17 protein-coding genes are annotated in these 20,000 nt (G+C 51.8%); 6 read left to right on the forward strand and 11 right to left on the reverse strand.

All coding sequences use genetic code 11. The features are described from left to right. Window positions 1–3: 3 nt before the first annotated feature. The 6 genes from AC07OI_RS00140 to AC07OI_RS00165 form a co-directional block, all read right to left on the reverse strand. Window positions 4–1,035 carry a branched-chain amino acid ABC transporter permease gene (locus tag AC07OI_RS00140; RefSeq protein ID WP_492705091.1) on the reverse strand — a complete coding sequence of 344 codons (1,032 nt, stop codon included), beginning with the start codon at window positions 1,033–1,035 and terminating at the stop codon, window positions 4–6. Between the two features lie 16 nt (window positions 1,036–1,051). After that, window positions 1,052–1,777, reverse strand: coding sequence for an ABC transporter ATP-binding protein (locus AC07OI_RS00145; protein WP_492705089.1), 726 nt, complete (start codon window positions 1,775–1,777; stop codon window positions 1,052–1,054). Further along, entirely contained in the window at window positions 1,770–2,567 is a 798-nt protein-coding gene (locus tag AC07OI_RS00150) for an ABC transporter ATP-binding protein (protein WP_495256340.1), read from the reverse strand. The genes AC07OI_RS00145 and AC07OI_RS00150 overlap by 8 nt, the downstream gene beginning before the upstream one ends. Window positions 2,568–2,569: 2 nt before the next feature. Further along, window positions 2,570–3,769 carry a substrate-binding domain-containing protein gene (locus AC07OI_RS00155; protein ID WP_495255881.1) on the reverse strand — a complete coding sequence of 400 codons (1,200 nt, stop codon included), beginning with the start codon at window positions 3,767–3,769 and terminating at the stop codon, window positions 2,570–2,572. A gap of 120 nt (window positions 3,770–3,889) precedes the next feature. Then, window positions 3,890–4,762: an alpha/beta fold hydrolase gene (locus tag AC07OI_RS00160; RefSeq protein WP_492705083.1), complete on the reverse strand. Its 873-nt coding sequence runs from the start codon at window positions 4,760–4,762 to the stop codon at window positions 3,890–3,892. 24 nt (window positions 4,763–4,786) lie between these two features. Next, complete coding sequence (locus AC07OI_RS00165) at window positions 4,787–7,081, reverse strand: TonB-dependent receptor (RefSeq protein WP_492705081.1); 2,295 nt, start codon at window positions 7,079–7,081, stop codon at window positions 4,787–4,789. Window positions 7,082–7,493: 412 nt separating this feature from the next. Between AC07OI_RS00165 and AC07OI_RS00170 the strand changes: the two genes are divergently transcribed. The 3 genes from AC07OI_RS00170 (at window position 7,494) to AC07OI_RS00180 (ending at window position 9,820) form a co-directional block, all read left to right on the forward strand. Next, complete coding sequence (locus tag AC07OI_RS00170) at window positions 7,494–8,402, forward strand: LysR family transcriptional regulator (RefSeq protein ID WP_492705079.1); 909 nt, start codon at window positions 7,494–7,496, stop codon at window positions 8,400–8,402. Window positions 8,403–8,501: 99 nt separating this feature from the next. After that, complete coding sequence (locus AC07OI_RS00175) at window positions 8,502–9,083, forward strand: sigma-70 family RNA polymerase sigma factor (RefSeq protein WP_492705077.1); 582 nt, start codon at window positions 8,502–8,504, stop codon at window positions 9,081–9,083. After that, complete coding sequence (locus AC07OI_RS00180; protein ID WP_495255882.1) at window positions 9,080–9,820, forward strand: anti-sigma factor; 741 nt, start codon at window positions 9,080–9,082, stop codon at window positions 9,818–9,820. Before AC07OI_RS00175 ends, AC07OI_RS00180 begins: the two co-directional genes overlap by 4 nt. Window positions 9,821–10,311: 491 nt before the next feature. On the opposite strand, the gene fahA is transcribed toward AC07OI_RS00180, so the two are convergent. Both fahA and hmgA read right to left on the reverse strand, forming a co-directional pair. Further along, complete coding sequence (gene fahA / locus AC07OI_RS00185) at window positions 10,312–11,643, reverse strand: fumarylacetoacetase (RefSeq protein WP_495255883.1); 1,332 nt, start codon at window positions 11,641–11,643, stop codon at window positions 10,312–10,314. Beyond that, window positions 11,644–12,963, reverse strand: coding sequence for a homogentisate 1,2-dioxygenase (gene hmgA, locus AC07OI_RS00190; protein WP_495255884.1), 1,320 nt, complete (start codon window positions 12,961–12,963; stop codon window positions 11,644–11,646). It abuts the gene before it with no gap. Between the two features lie 153 nt (window positions 12,964–13,116). On the opposite strand from hmgA, the gene AC07OI_RS00195 reads away from it, so the two are divergent. Both AC07OI_RS00195 and AC07OI_RS00200 read left to right on the forward strand, forming a co-directional pair. Further along, window positions 13,117–14,022: a LysR family transcriptional regulator gene (locus tag AC07OI_RS00195; protein ID WP_495255885.1), complete on the forward strand. Its 906-nt coding sequence runs from the start codon at window positions 13,117–13,119 to the stop codon at window positions 14,020–14,022. 131 nt (window positions 14,023–14,153) lie between these two features. Continuing rightward, window positions 14,154–15,290, forward strand: coding sequence for an alpha-hydroxy acid oxidase (locus tag AC07OI_RS00200; protein ID WP_495255886.1), 1,137 nt, complete (start codon window positions 14,154–14,156; stop codon window positions 15,288–15,290). Window positions 15,291–15,306: 16 nt separating this feature from the next. On the opposite strand, the gene AC07OI_RS00205 is transcribed toward AC07OI_RS00200, so the two are convergent. Both AC07OI_RS00205 and AC07OI_RS00210 read right to left on the reverse strand, forming a co-directional pair. Then, window positions 15,307–16,584 carry a carbohydrate porin gene (locus tag AC07OI_RS00205; protein WP_495255887.1) on the reverse strand — a complete coding sequence of 426 codons (1,278 nt, stop codon included), beginning with the start codon at window positions 16,582–16,584 and terminating at the stop codon, window positions 15,307–15,309. 286 nt (window positions 16,585–16,870) lie between these two features. Continuing rightward, window positions 16,871–17,353 (reverse strand): Hsp20 family protein, encoded by a 483-nt coding sequence (locus AC07OI_RS00210; RefSeq protein WP_492703661.1) that lies wholly within the window; start codon window positions 17,351–17,353, stop codon window positions 16,871–16,873. Between the two features lie 255 nt (window positions 17,354–17,608). On the opposite strand from AC07OI_RS00210, the gene AC07OI_RS00215 reads away from it, so the two are divergent. After that, window positions 17,609–18,160 carry a thymidine kinase gene (locus tag AC07OI_RS00215; protein WP_492703662.1) on the forward strand — a complete coding sequence of 184 codons (552 nt, stop codon included), beginning with the start codon at window positions 17,609–17,611 and terminating at the stop codon, window positions 18,158–18,160. A gap of 52 nt (window positions 18,161–18,212) precedes the next feature. Here the strand turns inward: AC07OI_RS00215 and AC07OI_RS00220 are convergent, their stop codons facing one another. After that, entirely contained in the window at window positions 18,213–19,811 is a 1,599-nt protein-coding gene (locus AC07OI_RS00220) for a cytochrome C (protein WP_495255888.1), read from the reverse strand. Between the last annotated feature and the right edge of the window lie 189 nt (window positions 19,812–20,000).

A 20,000-nucleotide genomic window follows, 5' to 3' on the forward strand; every position in this document is an offset into this window, starting at 1 on the left:
GTCTTAACGCCTTACCACGGTGTACAGGCCAGTCGGACGCCACAGCAACACGGCGATCATCAGCAAGATATTCGACACCAGCGCCAGCTTGGGCACCAGGAAGCCGGCATAATTGGCCACCAGTGCCATCAGCAAGGCGCCAATGAAACAACCACCGACCGAACCCAGGCCACCAATGATAATGACGATAAACACCATGACCATGATGTCACCGCCCATGGCTGCAGTCAGGCTCTCTTTATACAAACCCCACATGACACCACCGAGGCCAGCCAGTGCCGAACCGGCAGCAAACACCAGCACGAACAGGCGGCGTATGCGGTAACCGAGCGCTTCCACCATCTCGCCATTTTCTACCCCTGCCCGTATCAGCAGACCCAGCTTGCTGCGGTTCAACACCAGGAACATGGCAACAAATACCAGCAAGCCAACCACGACTGCAATCAGGCGGTATTTTTCTATGGCGGCATCACCCAGCAGGATGGAGCCACGCAAGCTGGTCGGCAGGGGCAGCGGGATTTGCTCTGCACCCCAGATGACATTGATCATCTGTTCTGCGACTATCATGCCGCCCATGGTGATGAGGATTTGCTTCAGATGCTGGCCATATACGGGCATGATGATAACGCGCTCGAACGCCCAGCCCAGCAGACCGGTTGCCAGCATCGCCAGCAGGATAGCCAGGCCAAGTGCCGTCAGGTTCATGAGCAGCGAATCAGCTTCCATCCAGCCATGCATGGGCAACAAAACCAGCGTGGCGACAAAGGCACCGACGGATACAAAAGCACCGTGACCAAAATTCAATACATCCATCAAGCCAAAGATCAGGGTCAGGCCGCTGGCCATGATAAAGATCATCATGCCCATGGCCAGGCCTGCGACGGTCAGGGTGATCCAGGTCGGGAAACTGCCCACCAACGGCAGCATCAGCAAGGCCAGGGCCGGCACCAGTACCAGCGGCCAGATATCGCGTGGCGCTGTCGGCAGGCTGGCAACTTCTGGCTTTGCGGTATTGTCCAGAACAGTATCTGTCATTATTCTTCCTCTTGCTTTATTGATGCGCAGCCAGTGACAGGCCCAGCAAGTGCTGTTGCAAGTCATTGTCTTCAGCCAGTGCCTGCATGCCGCCGGTATGGACGACACGGCCATCATCCATGACGGCCACAGTATCCCCCAGCTTGCGCACGAAATTGAAATTCTGCTCGACCAGCAAGATGGTGGTGTCGCTAGCTTTCAATTCATTGAAGGCGGCCATCAGGCTAAGGATGATGGCGGGTGCCAGGCCCTTGGTCGGTTCATCCACCAGTATCAATTTGCGCGGCTCAACGATGGCACGGGCAATCGCGACCATTTGTTTTTGGCCACCGGACAGATTGCCTGCCGGGTAGTTCCAGAATTTTTTCAAGGCCGGAAAAAAGCCGCATATCCATTCAACACGCTGATTATCGAGCGGACCATTGCGTGCGGCCAGCAGCAGGTTTTCCTTGACTGTCAGGTCTGAGAATATCGCCATGCTTTCAGGTACATAGGCAATGCCCAGCTGGGCAATGTCTGGCGTTGCCATGGCAGTGATATCGCGGCCATCGAAATGTATCTTGCCCTGGCTGGCTTTCCACAAGCCCATGATGGTGCGCAAAGTAGTAGTCTTGCCTGCGCCATTACGCCCCAGCAAAACCGAGAGACCGCCACGCGGCACCTGCATGTCCACGCCTTGCAGGATATGGTATTCACCGATATGGGTATGCACACCGGCCAATGTCAGTAAAGCTTCAGACATGTTGCTCTTCCTTGGTTTCCGGGGCAACGCCCAGATAGGCTTCCTGCACGATGGCCGATGCCATGACACTGACAGGTTCACCATCTGCCACCAGCGCGCCGTTATGCAGGACGATGATGCGGTCAGCGAGTGAACGTACAACATCCATCTTGTGTTCTACCAGCAAGATGGTTTTCTTGCGTTCTGCCTTGACCTGATGGATCAGGTCCAGCACTACCGGCACTTCATCAACACTCATGCCTGCCGTGGGTTCATCGAACATCATGATTTCAGGCTCCAGCGCCAGCAGGATCGCAACTTCTAATTTGCGCTTGTCGCCATGTGAGAGTGCGGCGACTTTGTCTGATTTGCGGTCTGCCAGTGCAACCTTTTGCAAATAATGCTCTGCACGTTTCAACAGGCTGGCATGGGATGACCATAGAGAAAAAATATTCAAACCCAGGCCTGCCCTGCTTTGCACAGCCAGACGCACATTTTCTATGACTGACAAATTAGGAAAGAGATTGGTCAGTTGAAAAGCCCGGCCTATACCTCTGCACGTGCGTTCAGCCGCCCCCTTGCTGGTGATGTCCACACCAAACAGATGCACGCTGCCTGCACTGGCAGGCAGTTGCCCAGACATCAGGTTGAAGTAAGTGGTTTTACCCGCACCGTTAGGGCCGACGATGACAGTCAGGGTGCCGGGATAAAAGTCTGCCGTTACCTGGTTGACGGCCACATGACCGCCAAACCTTATGCTGAGATCACGTGTAGATAGCGATGGTGCACCACTCATAGCTTCGCCTGCCATCATCAGCGCTTGTTCTTGACCGGGACTGGCAATTCGCTGGCGGGTATTTCCCTGACCAGTTCCAGCAAATCCCATTCACTCTTCTGGTCTTTCTTGATCTTGAAATGGTACATGGATTGCATGGCCTGGTGATCTTCCTTGCGGAAATTCATCTTGCCTTTAGGTGTGTCAAATTCCATGCCTTCCATTGCCGTGATGAGCTTTTCAGTATCAGTGGACTTGGCTTTATTAATCGCGGTGTACACTGCACTGGCGGCAGCAAAACCACCAGCGGTGAAGAAGTCAGGCGGTGCTTTGAAACGCTTGGTATGTTCGGCCACCAGCCAGTCATTCATCTTGTTTTTAGGGAAGTCGTAGTAGTAATAGATCGTGCCCTGGGTACCTACATAAGTCTTCCAGTTTTTCATGACGGGAAGGATATTGCCACCGGGAGCCAGAGTAATGCCGAAGCGTTCCGGCTTCATGTCAGCCAGCTTGTTCATGGGATTGGGACCCGCCCAGATGATTTGCAAGACTCGCGGTTCTGGCTTGTCTTTCAGCACATCAAAAATGCGCTGAGCCGCTGCGGTAAAGTCGGTCGTGTTTTGTGCCGCATATTCTTCATGGACTATCTTGGCCTTGGCACCGACTGCACTCAATGCATCCTTGGCTGCTTTCACGCCATCACGGCCAAAAGCATAATCCTGCGCCAGGAAGGCAATACTGCCACCGGACTTGATGGTGCTGGCAGCAGCCAGGCCATCCTGCATGGAATTGCGGCTGGTGCGGAAGATGTAGCGGTTCCATTTTTCACCTGTAATCGCATCAGCCACTGCCGGTTCTACGATGAGTACCTTTTTATATTCTTCTGCCACTGGCAGCATCGCAATCGCCGAACCAGAAGAACTGGTGCCGACTGCGATATCAGCCTTGTCATCACCAAAGGCTTCGGCCAGTGCAGTGCGTCCCAGGTCAGGCTTGCTTTGGTCATCCTTGACGATGACCTTGAGCTTGCGACCATTGATTTCCATCTTGCCGCCGGTCAGGTATTCCAGGCCCATCATGAAGCCGGTTTCGGTTTCCTTGGCATAGGCTTCCAGTGCACCGGTCTTGCCTGCGATCAGGGCAATTTTCAAATCTTGCGCCAGACTGCTGGCTGAGGCGAATACGCTGCTCAGGGCCAGACTCAGACAGACGAGTTTAAAGCTGTTTTTTTGTTGCATTTTGTCTCCTGCTAGTTTTACGTTGTGGTCACTGTGGTCACTGTCATATTACGCAGATGTTGTAGACGGCATTTTCCATGCTCTTTTTTTGACTGTGCCCATAAGCATACTGCAAATCGCCTAATCCACTGTGGCTAAAAATTCCCTGATGGCTTTTTGTGCCTGCGCTTCCATCAGCATCGGTGCGTGGCCTACGCCATTCACTTCGGCATATTGCATGTCGGGTGCCAGGTCTTGCATATAGGCGAGTTGTTCAGGTTCGACCAGATCCGACAAATCGCCGCGTATCAACAGCACAGGCCGGTTTCTGGCAAGACGGCGGAAAGCAAAATTGGCGACCCAGGATTTGCTTTTCAACTGACCGGTTTGCAAGGGCCTGGCAATATTCGGATCATATTGCAGTGCCAGCTTGCCTTCGACATTTGCCGCAAAAGCCCGTCTGGCCCACTTGCCCCATTCTTCCACACTGTTATCCGGGAAAGCAGACAGATTGACCTGACGTATATAGTGTGTAGCCTCTTCCCAGTCATTCACTTCCACTGTCTTGCCAGCAAAGCCGGCGATCCTGCCTAATCCCTTGGGAGACAAGGCTGGCCCCACATCATTGAGGATGGCGGCAGCAATCAAGTTCAATTTGCGCGCTGCCACCGTCATGGTGATGAGGCCACCCATGGAGGTACCTATAAACACTGCCCGGCCTATGCCCAGGTCACGGGCGAGCTTGATGACATCATTCGCATACATGACCGTATTGTAGTGTTCGGGGTCGGCGTCGTGCTGAGAGCGCCCGCGCCCCCTGACATCGACCGCAATCACACGCCTGCCCTGCTCTGCTATCCACGGTGCCAGCTCTTCAAAATCGCCAGAATTGCGGGTAAGGCCATGGATGCAGATGACTGCACATTTGGCCTGGCCGCCACGCGACGGATAATCCCGCGCATACAACTGCAGGCCATCGCTACTGGTAAAGCTGATGTCAGTGAAAGTAGTCACGCAATTTCCTCTCGCTGTCACAGACTAGAAGCGGTATTCAACCGTGGCCGAGACTGTCCGTGGATTGCCATAGAAGGCAGTGGTAGTGCCTTCCAAACCCAAAGTCGGGAAAAGATAACCGGCAACCTTGTATTTGGTATTGCTGAGGTTCTTGCCATGCAGGCCGGCACGCAGACGCTTGTCTGTGCTGGTCCAGACCAGGCTGGCGTCCCACAGCGAATAAGCATCCTGATCCAGCAAGGCATTCGGTGTCTCGAACTGGTTGGTCGCGCCACGGTAAGAATAGCTGGAGATCAGTGACAGTGTGCCATTCTTGCCTATCATGTTGAGCGGCCAGTCATAGCTCGCTGTCAGGTTGGCGGATTGCTTCGGCGTATTCTGGAATACTTTCTGGCTGGCGACATCGACACCGGCCACGATGAATTGCGTGTACTTGGCATCGATATAGCTGAACATACCAGACAGGCGGAAAGCGTCAGTAACACGCGCTGTCGCTTCCAGCTCAAAACCCTTGATGCGAGCCTTGCCTGCATTGGTGGTGACGCCAGCAAAATTATCATCCTTGCCGTCACCATCTGTATCCACCGCGACCGAGCCAGGTATCTGCACGTTCTTGTAATTACTGAAGAACAGTGCGGCATTGGTCATGATGCGGCCCTTGTCGAATTGCGACTTCAAGCCCAGTTCCACAGTTTCGATTTCTTCCGGCTCGTAACCCATTTTTGCCTTGGCCAGACTGATCTTGGTGCCAACCACATTCATGCGCGGATCAAAGCCACCGCCCTTGAAGCCTTGCGACCAGGATGCATACACATTGTTATCGGCATTGGCTTTCCAGTTCAGCGACAGGCGCGGGGTGAACTTGGTATCCGTACGGTCAAGATCACTCTTCGTCAGATTGGTGTCAGTGCGGAACAGCACTGCACTAGGATTGCCCATTTCAGGTGAACTCTTGGTACCCAGATACAGTTGACGCAAGACTGCGGCCTGGCGCGTATCCGAGGTATAACGGCCACCGGCAGAAACGCTGATCGTGTCCGACAAACTCATGCTGCCATCGGCAAACACCGCCCAGGCCTTGGTATCAACGTCACCCATGGTATACACCGACAGGGGCAAGGCACCATTCAGGAGGGTATCGAATTTGTTATAGGCATTGGCGTCTATGTAATACACACCGGCCACACCCTGTATCGTCTTGCCGCTATAACTGAGTTGTAATTCCTGACTGAACTGGCGGTTTTTGTAGACGGCCGGTGCTTCCAGATCAACCACAGGCAGGGAATCAAAATCGATAGGCGCATAAGATGTATCACGGCGGCTGGCAGTGATGGATTTCAAGGTCAGCTCATTATTGATCTGCCATTCAATCAGGGCAGAACCACCGCTTTGTTTTACTTGCTGCAAATGACCCAGCGCCGTCGTCAGATTGGCGCGGGTATCAAATACATTGTCGAGTATCGGTGCCTTGCTGGCATTGCTGACTGTCAGGCGATGGCCGTTCTTGGGGCTGGAATCATCCTGGCTGGTATCGGCTGATACGCGTATGAACAGGTTATTAGTTGGTGTGAATTCTGCACTCAGACGGGCAGCGGCTACGTCCTTGTCATAATTTTCTGCACCGGTCAGCAGATTTTTACCAAAGCCATTGCGCTTGAATTTTGCCAGCGATGCACCAACCCTGAGGCTGTCTGATACCGGAGTACTGGCCGTCAATACGGCATCGGTCTGGCCATATGTGCCTACCGTGGCTTTCAGGCGTACATCAGTTTCCGGGCGCAGTTTGCGTGTCACATATTTGACGGCACCACCTATGGTATTGCGACCGTACAAAGTACCCTGAGGGCCACGCAAGACTTCTATGCGTTCTACATCATAGATATCAGCCACGGCACCCTGCGGGCGGGCGATATACACATCATCCAGATAAATACCAACACCGGCTTCAAAACCGGCCAGCGGGTCTTGTTGACCAACACCGCGGATGAAGGCTGTCAGCGTTGAATTCGTCGCACGCGAAGCTTTCATGGTCGTGTTTGGCAAACTTTGTACCAGACCGACGATGTCAGGTATTGCCGTTTTAGAGAGCTGATCAGCAGAGAAAGCCGTGACGGATACTGGCACATCTTGCAGGGATTCTTCACGGCGGCGGGCAGTCACGACTACCGTGGTCGGTTCTGCATTGGCTGTTTCAGTCGTTGCCGGAGGCGTTGTTGTTTGTGCCTGGCTGATGCCACTGCCTGCAACGGTTCCTGATGCGACCAACAATGCAGCGGCGGACTGACGTAAGAATTTCTGCTTTCTCTTGCTCTGGTTCATTTATGTCTCCTGTATTTTTTATGTGCGCCTTTTAGAACGCGTTTACGATCTGTAGCGAGCGAGCGTCAGCGGGGTCGGGGTAACAAAAACGCAGCGCAAAAAGCGGAATGTACTTAAGTACATGAGCATTTTGAGCAGCGCATGAGCCCCGATCACGCACGCACAGTAAGATCGCAAACACGTTCTTACATGTTGTATGTCGCATGGCAGGCAGTGTGCACGGAAAGGAAAAACCCAGAAAGCGTATGCACGCCCACCGTTTGTGCATAAATGCACATCAGAGTGAAGTTAGCACTATTAAAACTGCCCACTTGTTGTGCAAAACCCCCAATTCTTTCATTCTTGCAAAGAAGAAATGGATTAAACCTTGCCGCTGTATGTGCTTTGTCGCACAATTGGCTGCATGAATAGCATGCCTGAATGGACTGACCTGCGTTACTTCCTGGAGCTTGCCCGTGCTGGCACGCTTTCGGGTGCATCGCGTCGGCTGGGGGTCGAACATACAACAGTGGCACGCCGCATAGACAGACTGGAAAGCCAGCTTGGCTCCACCCTGTTTGACCGCAGCCGTGAGGGCTATGAGCTGACCGAGATGGGGCATGCCCTGCTCCCCCATGCCGAAGCCATGGAAAGTGCGGCCCTGACTGCCACCGATCAATTGGGGGCTGCCAGTGTCTCAGCCCACGGCGTCGTCCGCCTGGGAGTGCCGGAAATGTTTGGCACCCTGGTCATCGCCCCTTTATTGGTACATCTGCTCAAAGACCATCCAGAACTGAGTGTGGATTTATTGGTACAACCCCGTTTCGCCAACCTGGCAACCCGCGAGGCAGACCTGGGTGTCATGCTAGACCCGCCGAATACCGGGCGCTATGTGTTTACCCGTCTGGCTACCTTTCGCCTCAACCTGTATGCCTCGCCTGATTATCTGGCGCGCCACCCGCCCATACGCAGTGAAGCTGACCTGGCTGAGCATGAATTTGTCGATTATGTGCAAGATCGCCTGGCCAGCAATGAACTCAATTTCCTTGACAAGCTGGGTTTTACGCCAAAAAGGCGCTTGTGCTGCACTGGCATGATGGCGCAATGCGAAGCGGCAGCGGCTGGCATGGGCTTGATCATGGCACCGCCGTATGCCATCCCGGCTAGCGGTACTCTGGTACCGGTTTTGCAGGACAGTTTCTTTACCGAGCGTTCTTACTGGCTGGCTGCACCCAGTGACTTGTACCGTCTGCAAAGAGTGCGTGTGGTCTGGAATCTCTTGCGTGAATATGCCGAGCAACACCCTTCCCTGTTTATGCATACGGAAAGCAACAAATCCTGATACACGCACTGTGTACAAATTGGAAATCGACTAAAATCAGCGCATCTCTACCCACGTCAGCCTTATCACTTATAGGGCCAGCCAAGATTGGATAAGCAATTGCCCACTGCCGCTCTGGATACCAGCCAGTTACAACATTGGCTAGCCGCCGTCGCCCGCAAAGACGCGCAGGCATTTAAATTACTGTATGACGCCACTTCAGCGAAACTGTTTGGCTTCGCGCTGCGTATATTAGTTAAGCGTGAGTTGGCAGAAGAGGTTTTACAAGAGAGTTTTGTCAACATCTGGAATAACGCAGGCAGTTATCAGGCCGGTTTGGCAGCACCGATGACCTGGATGACAACGATAGTACGCAATCGCGCTTTCGACCTCCTGCGCCGTGTTGATCACGATGTAGAAATAGATGCTGACAATTTTGATATGGGAATCATGCAAGCCATGGAAAGCACTGAACCGACACCAGCACAGACGCTGGAATTGACTGAGGATGCCAAAGCACTGGCGTCTTGCATGTCACGTCTGGAAGGTTTGCACAGGCAGGCAATGGCGATGGCATTTTTTCATGATCTCTCGCACAGCGAAGTGGCAGAACATATGAAACTGCCGATAGGCACAGTAAAAACCTGGATCAGGCGCGGACTCGACAAATTGCGCACCTGCCTCACACGTCTGGAGGCATGATGAATTTGCACCAGATAAAAAATAATCCGGCTTTGCAAGAAAAACTGGCCTCTGAATATGTGCTGGGCACCCTGCGCGGTGGCGCACGCCGCCGCTTTGAAGCATGGCTCAAACAGGATGCGGCCCTACGCCAGGTGGTAGGCAAATGGGAGGCACATCTGGTTCCCATGGCTGAATTTGCACCTGCTGTCACAGCACCTGCAGCCGTCTGGCCAGCACTGGAAAAGCGCCTGAACCTGAGTACCACCAAAGATCCATTTGCCTACTGGCGCAACTGGGGCAAATTGCGCGAGGATCTGGCCTTCTGGCGCGGCCTGGGCATGTTCTCAACCACTGCCGCCGTGGTGCTGGTATCAGTCTTGCTAAGCAAACAGGCGGATCAACAGCAAGCAACACCACAAGCTAATTATGTCGCCACTTTGTCGGATGACAAGGCACAAGCTATCGCAGTGATTACCGGCGACAGCAAGCGCGGCCAGTTACAGATACGTATGGTGACAGCGCAAAACATCGCTGCCGACAAGAGCCTGGAACTGTGGGCTGTGGGCAAAGACGGCAAGGTCAAGTCGCTGGGCCTGGTGGCCGACAAAGGCATCATCACCCTGCCCATGCCTAAAGACATGACCGCAGACAGCGTGCCTTTGCTGGCGGTGACGCTGGAACCAAAGGGTGGATCGGGCAATCCTGAAAAACCATCTGGGCCAATTATATTCAAGGGAAATTGGGTGCAGATTTAAAAGGACGAATGGAATCGCGATCTTTACTGGAGGGATGAATAACCGAGTCCCTGAGAAATATAAATATCGGTCGCGATGACGTTGCAGTTGCTTTGCAGTTGATTTTGACGTCGAATTCCGATGTGTCGATGCCTTTGATGCGAGGCGGAAAATGGATGAAGAAATACCGTGTTTGAGCGAAGCGAGTTTCGGGGATTTCCCATTTTTTGACTTGCAGCAAAGGGAACCCCGTTAGGGGCAGCGACGCCTCGGTCGCCTTTTCTTTGGATACTTTATTTTGGCGAAGCAAAAGAAAGTATCTCGGCTGCCGGGCCGAGACCCGGCTTGTATCCACAGAGAGTAATCGCATTAATCAGAGTACGGAGATGCAACAAACGCCACTGGGTTCCAGCCACAAGCACGCTGAAACGACGTTAATAAGAACACGGTTGATCTATCTTGTTCTATCGACGGCCAGTCTCAATCACCGAGCGCTGATTAAAAAACGGCTATCAAGTCCTGGCCGGCAACAAAGTCCCCACCACCTCACCAAACCCGATTCGCGCACAACCCTCTTTCTGTGCCCAGCCACGCATGATGATGGCATCCCCATCTTCCATGAAAATACGCTGTTCACCATTACTCAAAGTCAGTGCCTTCTTGCCACCTTCAGTGAGTTCCAGCAACGAACCAGCCTCTTCTGCCAATGGCCCAGATTGCGTACCCGACCCCAGCAAATCACCAGGATTGAGATTGCAGCCATTGACCGTATGATGGGTGATCAGTTGCGCAATCGTCCAGTATGAATGACGGAAGTTGGACAAGGACAAACGCTCGGCAGGTGCACCTGCTGCGCGCATTTTTTCTGTCTGCAACAAGACTTCAAGCTGCACATCAAAGGCACCGCTGTCACGCAAATCAGGGTCATCCAGATAGGCCATGGGCTGTGGGTCTTCTGCGTCGCGGGTCCAGGCATGGCGATACGGTGCAAGTGCTTCCAGTGACACTACCCAGGGGGAAATGGTAGAGGCAAAATTCTTGGCAAGGAATGGGCCTAGCGGCTGGTATTCCCAGGCCTGCACATCGCGGGCTGACCAGTCATTCAACAGGCACAGACCAAAGATATGCGATTCTGCCTTGTCCATATTGATGACATCGCCCAGCGCATTGCCGGGGCCGACGAAGATGCCGATTTCCATTTCATAATCCATGCGTTTGGCAGGACCAAACACCGGCGTCTCGGAAGTAGGTGGTTTGGTCTGAGCTACCGGGCGTCGGAATTGCTGACCGGAGACGCCGATAGATGACGCGCGGCCATGGTAGCCAATAGGCACCCATTTGTAATTTGGCAGCAAAGGATTATCCGGGCGGAATAATTTACCAACCGCCGTTGCATGATGGACAGAGGTATAAAAGTCAGTGTAATCACCGATCTGCGCAGGCAAGGCAAACTCTGCCACGCTTTGCGCCAGCAAGCAGGCTTGCAATGCACCTTGCAGGTTTGCACCTTCACGCAAGACACGCGACAGGGCCAGGCGCAAGGCTGACCAGACTGGCGCACCCAGGCCCATCAGGGCATTCAGGTTACTGGCATTGACGGCATTACTGAAATGCCCGCCCTGCAATTCGGTATAACCGGCAAAGGCATGGGCTGCATGCGCGGCTGCCAGATCAAGTATCTGATCACCGATGGCAATACCAATGCGAAATGCCTGGCTGCTGCCCTGGCGACGAAACACGCCATACGGCAGATTTTGCAGCGGGAAATCCGTGCCAGCCTGGTTGGCCGATGCTACCCAGCTGCGCAAGGCGACATCATGGGTTTCGTTGAGTTGTACCGTCATTTATTTTTGCTCCGGATTAAAATTTTTCTTGATACCTTGCCAGCACTGGTAATAGTCAGCCTGCAATTGCGCAGCTTCCATGGCAGCGCGGGTAGGTTTGATGATATTACGCGTTTCTATCATAAAGGCCATCGTATCATCGACTTTATGTGGTTTGCTGGTATCTGCCGCAGATGCCTTGTCAAAGGTTGGAGCATCGGGGCCATGGCCACTCATGCAATTGTGCAGGCTGGCACCGCCGGGACGGAAACCGGTAGATTTGGCATCATACTGACCATGGATAAGACCCATGAATTCACTGGCAATATTGCGGTGGAACCAAGGTGGGCGGAAAGTGTTTTCTGCCGCCAGCCAGCGTGGTGGGAAAATCACAAAGTCTATGGTATCCACACCCGGCGTATCGCTGGCTGCCTGCAAGACCAGGAAAATCGATGGATCAGGATGATCGTAACTGATGGAGCCTATGGTATTGAAGTGGCGCAAATCATATTTGTAAGGCGCGAAATTGCCGTGCCATGCCACCACATCCAGTGGTGAATGGCCTATTTTTGCCGACCACAGATTACCGCTGAACTTGGCCAGCAATTCAAAATCACCTTCCTTGTCTTCATACCAGGCAACCGGGGTCTGGAAATCACGTGGATTGGCCAAACCGTTGGAGCCGATGACGCCAAGGTCAGGCAACTTCAATATGGAACCAAAGTTTTCACAGACATAGCCACGCGCTTCACCATCTGGCAGATGCAACTGGAAGCGCACGCCACGCGGTATCACGGCAATTTCTTGCGGCTCTATGTCCAGCAAACCCATTTCGGTGCGAATGTGCAGGCGGCCTTGCTGGGGGATGATGAGCAGTTCAGCGTCAGCGTCATAAAAGAACCGTGTCGTCATGTCACGGTTGGCCGTGTAGATATGGATGGCACAACCTGTCTGGGCATCGGCAGAGCCATTGCCCGCCATGGTCATCCAACCATCGACGAAATCAGTTGCTTCTGCCGGTATCGGCATGGGGTCCCAGCGCAATTGGTTTGGCGTAGTCGGCGTCGCGCCAAAATCATTTGTCATGCAGCCATTACTGGCTTGCTGGAAGGGCTGGTGCATGGCGGCCGGGCGTATGCGGTATACCCAGGAACGACGGTTCACATGGCGCGGGGCAGTAAAGGCCGTGCCTGAAATTTGCTCGGCATACAGGCCGTAGGCACATTTCTGTGGAGAATTCTGACTCTTGGGTAAGGCATCCGGCAATGCCTCGGTTGCGAATTCATTGGCAAAACCGGTCTGGTATTGAAGCTGGACTTCTCTTGCGTCGTGCTTGCTCATGGCGTTTCCTGCAATCTGAGTTTTGTACAGATGCACTTTAATGCAAAGTCTCCTGTTTTACGATATAAATACAAAAATGTACTACATTCATAAAATCAATAGTACTGGACAATAGTACTGGACAATAATGCTGGACGATAAAAGTGGAATATTATGCTGGAACCCAAAGACATAGACTTGAACCTGCTGGTGGTCTTCCAGGAAGTCTACCAAGACCGCCAGATATCTTCTGTCGCCCGCAAACTGGGCTTGTCACAGCCTGCGGTCAGCAATGCGCTGGCGCGGCTGCGGCGCAGTTTTGATGATGAATTATTTGTGCGAACGGCAACAGGCATGCAGCCTACGGCGCTGGCAGAACAACTGGCAGAACCCGTGGCCCTGGCACTAACGCATATCACCCAGGCGCTGAACCGCCAGGAAAACTTTGACCCGGCCAGCAGCAAGCGCCATTTCACCATCGCCATGACCGATGTCGGTGAAGTGTATTTCATGCCCATACTGGCTGAGCACTTGCATACCCAGGCACCGCAAGTACAGTTATCCACTGTACGCGCCAGTGATATCGATTTAAAAACGGAAATGGAATCAGGTCGTGTTGATCTGGCGATAGGTGCGTTTGATCATTTGTCAGATGCCTGGTACCAGCGCCGCCTGTTCCGGCAAAATTATGTCTGCATGTTCCGTCAAGACCACCCGCTGGCAGCAGACAAGCTGGACATGAAGGATTTTCTGGCCGCACGTCATTTGATTGTTGCGTCCAGAGAAAACCCTTATGCCAAAGTCAATCAAAGCCTGGAGAAGGCTGGCATCAGTGCAGCCAGCCATTTACGTGTACCACATTTTGTTGCCGTTCCATACATAGTCAGTTGCAATGATTTGCTGGTCACCGTGCCACAAAAACTGGCCGAGCGTGCTGCCGTACCGTTTGGTTTGCGCTATGTCAAACCACCCTTGCGTTTGCCCGCCCTGCAAACCAATATGTTCTGGCACAGGCGCTACAATCAGGACGCAGGCAATCAATGGATGCGTAGTCTGATATCTGATCATTTTCTTGAGTGAATGAGCAGTTTTCTTGCCTGATATGAGAATGATGCTGAAAATCCTTCATCGTAAGTCTGAAAGCTTTTCCGCCATGGCGTTCTGCTTATCCTCTACACTTGCCGTATTGTTTAATTAGCCGGAGTAAACCCATGCCTGTCATTACCTGTGTAGAAGACCTGCGCCTGCTCGCCAAGAAGCGCGTCCCAAAAGCATTTTATGATTATGCAGATAGCGGCTCTTACACAGAATCGACTTACAAGGCCAATAGCAGTGACCTGGCTTCCATCAAGTTGAGGCAGCGGGTTGCCATCAATGTTGAACACCGCTCTACCCGCACCACCATGATAGGCCAGGAAGTCAGTATGCCGGTAGCAATAGCGCCAACTGGCTTGACAGGCATGCAATGGGCCAATGGTGAAATGCTGGGTGCGATAGCGGCAGAGAAATTTGGCGTGCCATTCACCTTGTCTACCATGAGCATCTGCTCGATAGAAGATGTGGCCAGCGTCACCACCAAGCCTTTCTGGTTCCAGCTGTATGTCATGCGCGACCGTGGTTTTGTGAAAGAAATGATACAACGCGCCAGGAATGCTAAATGCTCAGCCCTGATACTGACACTGGATTTGCAGATTTTGGGACAACGCCACAAAGACTTGAAAAACGGCATGTCGGTACCGCCAAAACTGACGCTGGCAAATATTCTTGATCTGGCGACCAAGCCTGCCTGGGCCTTGCGCGCCTTGTCTGGCCGCAAGACCTTTGGCAATCTGGTCGGTCATGTCAAAGGTGGCGACGGCATACTGACGCTTAGCCAATGGACTGCCAGCCAGTTTGACCCGACCCTCAGTTGGGACGACGTTGCCTGGATCAAAAAAGAATGGGGTGGCAAGCTGATCCTGAAAGGCATACTCGACGTAGAAGATGCCAGGCTGGCGGTAGCCGCCGGTGCCGATGCCATCGTCGTAAGTAACCATGGTGGTCGCCAGCTTGACGGCGCGATGTCTTCCATACAGGCCCTGCCAGCGATTGTTGATGCAGTTGGCCATCAAACTGAAGTCTGGTTTGATGGTGGCATACGAACAGGTCAAGATATCTTGAAAGCCACCGCACTCGGTGCCAAAGGCAGCATGGTAGGCCGTGCCTTTTTATATGGCCTGGGTGCCATGGGCGAAGCCGGTGTCACCAAGATGCTGGAAATCTTGCAGAAAGAGCTGGATGTCAGCATGGCTTTGACCGGTACCAGGGATATTCGTGAAGTGAATGCCTCGAACATCATACGGTCTTAAAAGCGGTCTTAAATTTTCAGAACGCCACGTCCGTCCTTAAGCTCAGTACCCAGGCTTTTTTCAGACTGGCATCCATATTCGGATTGAAGACACATTGCACCACTGGCTGTATTACCAGCCAGGGGCGCACTTGCATTTTATAAGTCGCCTCTACGATAGATTCAAAATTATCGGCCTTGTTGAGCTTGCGGTATTTTTCACTGGCACGGGCATAGGTCATTCCCAAGGCCAATTGATCCTCTGCATGTCCATCGAAAAAGCCAACATAATTCAAGCCCAGATTAACTGACCAGTCAGATTGATTGATATCTTTTTGTGCCGCACCAAAGCGCAAGAAACCTTGCAAGCCCTGGCCAGGATGGCCCGCTTTTGGCAGCAGCGTGCGTTCAGTCAAGACATACCAGCCATAATTCTTGCGTTGCAAACGCCTGCCATTTGCATCCACACTGCTGAGGTCATCAAAGCTGGTGCTGTAACGCCACATACCTATGGCAGTCTTGTTGAGCGCCTTGTCGTCACCACCAGGTTTTTCGCCAAAATGCCCTGCCTCTGCCATGAGCAGAACACCATCACCCTTGTCAAACCTGATATGGCTGCCGCGTGGATTGGCAGGGTCACCAGGCACACCATCGAGCACGGCCATTTGCACATAGCTATTCTTGTCCGCCGACCTGTAGCGCAGACGTGTACCAAAAGAAGCCATGGGGTAGATAGGCGGGCCATTCTTGCCAGTCTGCCCGACTGAGATATTCATGCCCATGGCAGGTTGCAGAAATACACCTGAACTGTCGGTGACATAAAATTCTGAATCGATGGCATATAAGCCGACCAGCACAGCCAGCCTGTCATCGAGCATGTTCTTTTCCAGCCACAGTGCAGAAAACTGGGCAGTATTGGTCCTGACTTCGATATTATCAACGCCAATGAAGCTGCCGGTTTTTTGCAGGTTTGGTTTGCCACCGAGTTCACTATGGTATTGGGTATAAGCAGTCCAGCCTTCCCATCCCATCAGTTTGTTCAGGTCAAGGCGTATCCTGGCATCGGTATACGACAGCCATCTGGTGCCGGTGGCGATACCACCATCCTGATTGCGCACGATGTCGCTACGATGCGTGAAATCCAGACTGATACCCTGGTCCAGCCAGGCCTGGCGCTGGCCATTCCAGTCGCCGGTGAGGGTAGTCAGATTCAAGTCGGTGCCGTCTTCCGCTGCATGAGCGGATATATGAATGACACAGTTCAGACATAGCAGCAGTCCCATCGAGAAAATGCCAGACTTCAGGGTCTTTCTCATAGGCAGCTCTATAAAATTATTCTGGGCATCAGGAGATCACTTTGTATGCACTTGGTCACCATCAGGTCATAAAAGTATGCTCTTTTATTTTTGATGTGACATGCGCCAAGCCCCTGATTTTCGGCGCTATTCTACCCAAAAATGAAAGACTTGCCTGTAAAAATTTTGTAAACCCTGAACGATATTTTTTTGAGGTGCAGATAATAAAAAAGCATGGGCAAGCCCATGCTTTTTTATTTCATTTTTGAGGCCAGATCCATGCATCAGCATGGATCATGTTGCCTGATTAAGCGACCTGGCGCTGCAATTGATTTTGCGCCTGGTTTTGTGACTCTACCAGTTGCAGATTATCGCCATCAATCAGGATGCGGCGTGGTTTATGTGCTTCTGGAATTTCACGTACCAGTTCGATATTCAGCAAACCATTGTCGAGACGGGCGCTGATGACTTTAACATGATCGGCAAGACGGAAACGATGTTCAAAATCGCGTGAGGCAATGCCACGGTGCAGGAAGTTACGTGTGCCTTCGGCCTTTTGACGGCGACCAACAATTTTCAGAGTATCGCGTTCGGTTTCGATGTCGATTTCGCTGCGGTCAAAACCTGCAACTGCCATGGTGATCGCATACTTATCTTCCGCAATCAGTTCAATATTGTAAGGGGGATAGCTGGGTGCAGTTTCAGCACGTTGAGCATCATCAAATAACTGGGCCAGACGGTCAAAGCCGATAGCGGAACGATACAGAGGAGCGAAGTCAAAATTACGCATGATAATATCCTTATAAATTGAAGCGATATAAATTAAAAGTTTAGAAACTATTTTTGAAAATCTTACTACGGTGATGCCTGTTACTTCTTGGTTTGCAGACCTCAGCTTCGAGCATCTGCTGAGTAGAAAATGGCGCTGGTGCCAAGAGTTTCAAGACCCCGATATCAAATTTTTTTTCTTAAATAAAATTTATTCATTTCAGATTATTCTCCGCAGCAATATTTACAACAGTCCAAAGAAAAACAGGAAACAGGCATGGCCAAGCTTTACTTCAGATATTCAGCAATGAACGCAGGAAAATCCACAGCGCTTTTACAAGTCGCCCACAACTACGAAGAGCAGGGACAAAAAGTCCGTCTCTACACAGCAGCCATCGATAACCGTTATGGCGCAGGCAAAGTCACTTCCCGTTTGGGCCCACAAAGGCAGGCTGAAGTTTTTGATGCGCATTTTGATTTTTTGGCAGAAACACCCAAGGTCAGTTGCGTGCTGGTGGATGAAGCACAATTCCTGTCGGCTGATCAGGTAAGGCAATTACATCAGTTGGCGCAAGTACGCGGTGTACCTGTTATTTGCTATGGATTGCGCAGTGATTTTCTGGGTGAGCCATTTACCGGCTCCAGTTATTTGCTGGCACTGGCGGATGACATAGAAGAATTAAAAAACATCTGCGCCTGCGGTAAAAAAGCCACGATGAATATCCGCGTTGATGAAAATGGCAGACGCATGAAAACTGGCGAGCAAATAGATATTGGTGGGAATGAGCGCTATCAACATGTATGTGGCCGCTGTTTTTACGCTGGCTAAAATAAAAGAGCAGGCCCTTGAGCCTGCTCTTTTCACCTCATCCAAACCGGCTTTACAGCACCTTCAAAAACTCCGTCAAATCATTAATTTCCTGCGGAGTAAATCCTATATTAAAACGCTTGTCATAAAACTTCACGACATCACTTATTTCTACCATGCCACCATTATGGAAATAGGGTGACCGGGCTTCTATGGCACGCAGGCTGGGTACTTTGAAGCGACCTATATCTTTCCATTTACCAGTCGCCATGGCGCTGCCGGGATCAGTGGTTTCCACTATTTCACCAGTCAGTTTATTCCTGAGCGTGTACAAGGGCATGTCTGGTGTGCGCAGGCTGGCATCTGATACACCGGTATTGAACAGACGTGGTACTGAATGCGAACCCACGTTTCCTACACTATGGCAGCTGGCACAAGTCCCACGCTGCAAGGGCAAGCGCAATTCATCATTGAAGCCAGCAACACGGGTGATATTAAAAGGCTTGTTATTAAATATTTGCTCGCCCCTGGCAATGGAACCCCTTGCAAGATTGATCGCCGTTGGTGGCTGGGGCGGCTGTGGCGGACGTCCCTGAACGGGTGGGTTAGGTGGCGTTGGCCTGTCGAGACCACGCCAGGCCGTAAACATGGTCATGACATTGCGGTCGAATGGAGCACCTGTGACATAGTCACCAACATCCAGGTCATTGATACCGAAATAGAAATTATTTTTTGCCAGTTCAACAGGGCCACCTTTGGCGCCCGCATCAGTCAGATTTCCCGCGACCAGACTGGTGATCTGCGCAGTAAATAATGTCTTTTCAAAATCGACGATGCTACGTTGTTCAGCCGCAGTCAAACCTTGTGCCGCTTGCGCATGACCAGTGACTGCGCTATTCGATTGATGCAACAAGTCAAAATCGGTGGAAGAAAAACATTGTAATGGGCGAGTATTGCGTATGCACAAATTGGATCTGGCATCGATGAAGGTTTCACGACCATCCCACATGACTGTGCTCAGGAATTTCAGGTTGGTGGTTGGCATAGGACGACGGAATAGCGATATCTCTTTGGCGCTGGCATAGCCATAAGGATCATCTACCTTGACCAGGGTAAACTCGGCATCGGCAGGCACTGGCAAGCCCACCCTGATGAGGCCTTTGGTCAGCAACATATTGTATGCCAGGCGTTTTTGATCTATGGTTGCCACCAGGGCATTGGGTGAGTTCGCACCATCCACCAATCTGAAAACTGGATCATCACCATTGGTCTGTGCGAATCTGTCTTTTAAATTGTCAGGACTGATACTCCAGCCCTGGCTTTCCTGATGACAAGTGGCACAACTGCGGCCATTGCCAAAGGCTTTGAAGAAGGCGTTATTTTTATCTATGCTGCCAGTGGTGGAAACGGTCAGAACTGCGCCCTCCTCATTCGCGAAAGGCACCAGCGAAGGCGGATCAGCAGGCGGTGCTGCTGGCGCAGGTGTAATAAGACTTGATGATGTGGCAAGCAGCGGTACAGCTTGCACCGCTGCGCTATTGTTCGACCCTGCCGTGCTGGTATCACCGCCACAGGCAGCCAGACTCATCAGGACGAATATGGCGCCACTTATCTGCACCCTGCGATACATTCCATGCATGTCTGGCAAATTCAATTCTGTATATGATTTCATTTGAAGTCCCTCTTGGAGTTTGATTTTTTCTACTCTGGAAGCCCGGCATTCTCTGCACTAAGTTCTGAGACTGGATAGAGGATGATTTTTGAATGTGAAGAAAAAATGAAGAAAAGGGCTTTTTTAAAAATAGCTGGCACAAAATTCACAAAAATATTTTTTTTAATGATTCTCGTCTTTACTTCATGA

This window comes from Undibacterium sp. GW821-FHT07F11, from assembly GCF_059418665.1.

What these genes read in the sequence shown, in the direction of transcription:
- fahA (WP_495255883.1), bottom strand. Translation starts at nt 11,643, where the DNA reads ATGACGGTACAACTCAACGAAACCCATGATGTCGCCTTGCGCAGCTGG.
- AC07OI_RS00215 (WP_492703662.1), top strand. Translation starts at nt 17,609, where the DNA reads ATGGCCAAGCTTTACTTCAGATATTCAGCAATGAACGCAGGAAAATCC.
- AC07OI_RS00205 (WP_495255887.1), bottom strand. Translation starts at nt 16,584, where the DNA reads ATGAGAAAGACCCTGAAGTCTGGCATTTTCTCGATGGGACTGCTGCTA.
- AC07OI_RS00170 (WP_492705079.1), top strand. Translation starts at nt 7,494, where the DNA reads ATGCCTGAATGGACTGACCTGCGTTACTTCCTGGAGCTTGCCCGTGCT.
- AC07OI_RS00210 (WP_492703661.1), bottom strand. Translation starts at nt 17,353, where the DNA reads ATGCGTAATTTTGACTTCGCTCCTCTGTATCGTTCCGCTATCGGCTTT.
- AC07OI_RS00155 (WP_495255881.1), bottom strand. Translation starts at nt 3,769, where the DNA reads ATGCAACAAAAAAACAGCTTTAAACTCGTCTGTCTGAGTCTGGCCCTG.
- AC07OI_RS00140 (WP_492705091.1), bottom strand. Translation starts at nt 1,035, where the DNA reads ATGACAGATACTGTTCTGGACAATACCGCAAAGCCAGAAGTTGCCAGC.
- AC07OI_RS00145 (WP_492705089.1), bottom strand. Translation starts at nt 1,777, where the DNA reads ATGTCTGAAGCTTTACTGACATTGGCCGGTGTGCATACCCATATCGGT.
- AC07OI_RS00165 (WP_492705081.1), bottom strand. Translation starts at nt 7,081, where the DNA reads ATGAACCAGAGCAAGAGAAAGCAGAAATTCTTACGTCAGTCCGCCGCT.
- hmgA (WP_495255884.1), bottom strand. Translation starts at nt 12,963, where the DNA reads ATGAGCAAGCACGACGCAAGAGAAGTCCAGCTTCAATACCAGACCGGT.
- AC07OI_RS00150 (WP_495256340.1), bottom strand. Translation starts at nt 2,567, where the DNA reads ATGGCAGGCGAAGCTATGAGTGGTGCACCATCGCTATCTACACGTGAT.
- AC07OI_RS00195 (WP_495255885.1), top strand. Translation starts at nt 13,117, where the DNA reads ATGCTGGAACCCAAAGACATAGACTTGAACCTGCTGGTGGTCTTCCAG.
- AC07OI_RS00220 (WP_495255888.1), bottom strand. Translation starts at nt 19,811, where the DNA reads ATGAAATCATATACAGAATTGAATTTGCCAGACATGCATGGAATGTAT.
- AC07OI_RS00180 (WP_495255882.1), top strand. Translation starts at nt 9,080, where the DNA reads ATGATGAATTTGCACCAGATAAAAAATAATCCGGCTTTGCAAGAAAAA.
- AC07OI_RS00200 (WP_495255886.1), top strand. Translation starts at nt 14,154, where the DNA reads ATGCCTGTCATTACCTGTGTAGAAGACCTGCGCCTGCTCGCCAAGAAG.